3 protein-coding genes are annotated in these 3,023 nt (G+C 46.9%); all 3 read left to right on the forward strand.

Annotated features, from left to right (window positions below; genetic code table 11):
• The coding region (locus HX786_RS30465; RefSeq protein WP_178913025.1) for a GTP pyrophosphokinase family protein at nt 1–841 on the forward strand (841 nt) is incomplete at its 5' end.
• Nucleotides 842–1,103: 262 nt separating this feature from the next.
• Nucleotides 1,104–2,336, forward strand: coding sequence for a hypothetical protein (locus tag HX786_RS30470; RefSeq protein ID WP_178913026.1), 1,233 nt, complete (start codon nt 1,104–1,106; stop codon nt 2,334–2,336).
• A gap of 505 nt (nt 2,337–2,841) precedes the next feature.
• A partial coding sequence (locus HX786_RS31755; RefSeq protein ID WP_218647798.1) for a hypothetical protein occupies nt 2,842–3,023 on the forward strand: 182 nt, incomplete at its 3' end.

Here is a 3,023-nt window from a genome sequence, read left to right on the forward strand (position 1 = left end):
TACAGATCTTATAGGTCTTAGAGTTGTCTGCTTGTACGAGGACGACATAGAAAACATCAAAAACATATTATGCGAGCATTATGAGTTAATTGATATAACTGATAAAAGTGATTTAAATAAAAAAACCGAAGATTCCTTTGGTTATAAAGGGCTTCACTTAGATCTTAAACTGGGTGAAGATCGCAGAAAAATGTCTGAATACCAGGCATATTCTAATTTTAATTTTGAAGTTCAGATAAGAACTATAATTCAAGACTCATGGAGCGTATTGGACCATAAAATAAAGTACAAAAAATCCATTCCCAATCGACTGAAACGAAGGATAAATACTCTTGCCGCCCTTTTTGAATTGGCAGACCGAGAGTTTAGAGAAATACGAACTGCAACGGATGAGGAAATAAGAAGGGCAGAGGCGGTAGAGGTTGAGGATCTAGAGGATACCCCAACAGGTCTTGATCAAAAACAGCCTTTATCCGAATCTGCAGTAAATGGTGGGAGCTTGTTAACTGCTTTTGGATTCTTAAAAATCGCGAAGCATTTTTTTAGAGATTTTGATTTCGAAGCTCATAAGGTAGATGGCTTTACTCAAGAGATAGTTTCTATCGAGCAAGGTATCACTCGGAGTGAGTTTAACTCCTACATGAAAAATAATATCTCTAGGGTTAAGCAATACAAAGCCTCTTTTGAGGCCGCATCAAGTACTGCTGAAGCTCTGAACCCTTACACCATAATCAGACATTGCTTGTATCTCGGAAACAAAGAGAAATTTTCTTCGATTTTAACGAATGTATCAAAAGAGGCTTTCGAACAATGGCTAGCATTAGCTGAAACTGGTGCTTGAATGGCTTTAATCTTACGTCACCATCGAAAGTAAAAGGTGTTCAAAAATAAATTCATTACCTTTCGACGAGGCACCAGAGACTGTAGAACAGGCTATCTATTGAGGTTCGAAAACAACTAAAAAAACGCTCTACTCAGCGTCGTTTTGGATCGGAAGTGGTGAAAGAAATTAACCGAAAGCAGCCGGTGAGGGCGTTTACAAATTCTGGGGCGATTCAATGTGTGGCAAACTCAAGGTTGTGCCTTAGCCGAGTCAAGTAGTGATGAGAACAGATCTACGAGATCACGAATTTCCTGAGCTGTACCGAAAGCTTCTAACTCTATTTCCAGATAAGCCGTGGCTGAAAAGGGTAGCAAGCCTGCAACACCAAGTGAACGAAAATCCTATTTCCAAGTTCTGGCTCTGGCAGGTCAACGTCGTAGCATATGGCCTTGCTGCTTTCGACGCTCATGGCTTGGAGCAGGTCAATATTGAATGCTGGAATGCCGTCAAGCAGGCAATGATCTTCGTATGCCAGGTCTTGGATATCCACGATACCGCCCAACCCGACAATGCGCGGATGTTACGTGGGCGTATCAAAGGTGCTCTGAGTAATCCAAACGACATGCGAGGCATTCGTTTCGAGCTGGGGATGGCAACACATCTCTTCAGGCAGGGATGTTCGATCACTTGGACTGATGAGCATCGAGGCGATGAGACCTTCGACTTACTTGCAGGCGTGCCAGGCGTTGGGTTAGTTGAAGTTGAGTGCAAGACTCTTTCTGCTGACAAGGGAGAACCTATACCTCGGGATACCGCTTACGCCTTTATCAATCGCCTCCTGCCAAAAATAGATCCGGCGTTGCCTTTTCAAGGGCGTTTTCTCTATGCCATCTCTTTGGTTTTTCAAAACAACATCCCAAAAGAGACGGCTGCGCAAGGGGTCATCGCGGCGGGAGTTGCCGAAGCTATAAAGCGTGGGGATCAATCTCTTGACGGAATTTGCTCGATCCACCTGCAGGCGTTGGATCTACAATCCCTAGGGATTGGGCTTGAGCCAGATCTTCTGCTTGATTATTCAAACAGAATGCTCGGGTATGAACCTGCACACCAAGTTATCAAGGACTTGGCCAAGGCCGGATACCTTGCCATTCGTGTTCAAAGCGTGGTGCCCAGTAAGCTCGAGTCAGCGATGAACGATTTGGCGAAAAGGTCTATCCGTAATCAGTTGACCGGAAAGCGCCCTGGCTGTCTGGTAATGAGGATTGAGCGACATTCGGGCGATAGTCTAGAGGTACTCGCCGAAGAGGAGGGCAACTGGCTGGCGACAAGCGCGACAAAGCTGTTGCTGAATCCCGCGCATTCCCACCTTGCGGCCGTTGTGTTTGTCAGTGCGCCAGCGGTGACAACCGTAACCGAGTCTTCCGAAACCGAGCAGAGCAAAACCTACATCTTCGAGAATCAGCAAGGGAATTACCCGCTCCTAGGCCTAAACCGCCTTTTTGAAAGTCGGTAATGGGTGAACGTATGGTGGCTGCTTTGGGCCGCCCCCTGCGTGTGACCCATAGTTGAAATACTCGGCTACGCTCCAGCTCTGGAGGTTTACTCGCGCATATTCTGCTATGGATTATTACCCCAGATCGATGGTACCCATACTCACCATACATCCCGAGTTCGATTCCACTGAACTCCATAACTAGCTGATTTATTTATAGTTACCGGTTGGGGTACGTAAAATTTTCCACCGAACTCCAGACCCGCAGAAAACCTAGCCCCGCCGACCATTACCGTTCGTCTGGTGCCGCACCATACAAAAAGAAGCCCTCGCAGAAATGCGGGGGCTTTGTTGTTTCTGGGGGTGTTCATATTCTGTCTACGCCTGGCGCCCAAACTGAACAAGCCGGTGAGCCTCCAGATAGACCAATTCCCGTAGCGAAGTCCCGCCTTCAGCGTTTTATGCGGAATTATGGGTAGCCAATAATTATGACGTATCCATAAAACGGCATAACTGCACGAGCCGCATGATTTTGCATCCTGAACTGGCTGCAGGAATGGCAAACCTGCCCTTCAAGCTCAGCGTTTTGAGAAGACGCGACAGACTCATCTTCAGGCCGCCAGAACCAAGCACGGCAGCAGCAAAACGAAACAACTATTTCCCCAGTTGCACCCACCCCACCACCACGCTGTGCCTGTCGACCATGGG

The sequence above is a fragment of the Pseudomonas sp. 21615526 genome (genome assembly GCF_013386245.1).
Classification (GTDB): Bacteria; Pseudomonadota; Gammaproteobacteria; order Pseudomonadales; family Pseudomonadaceae; genus Aquipseudomonas.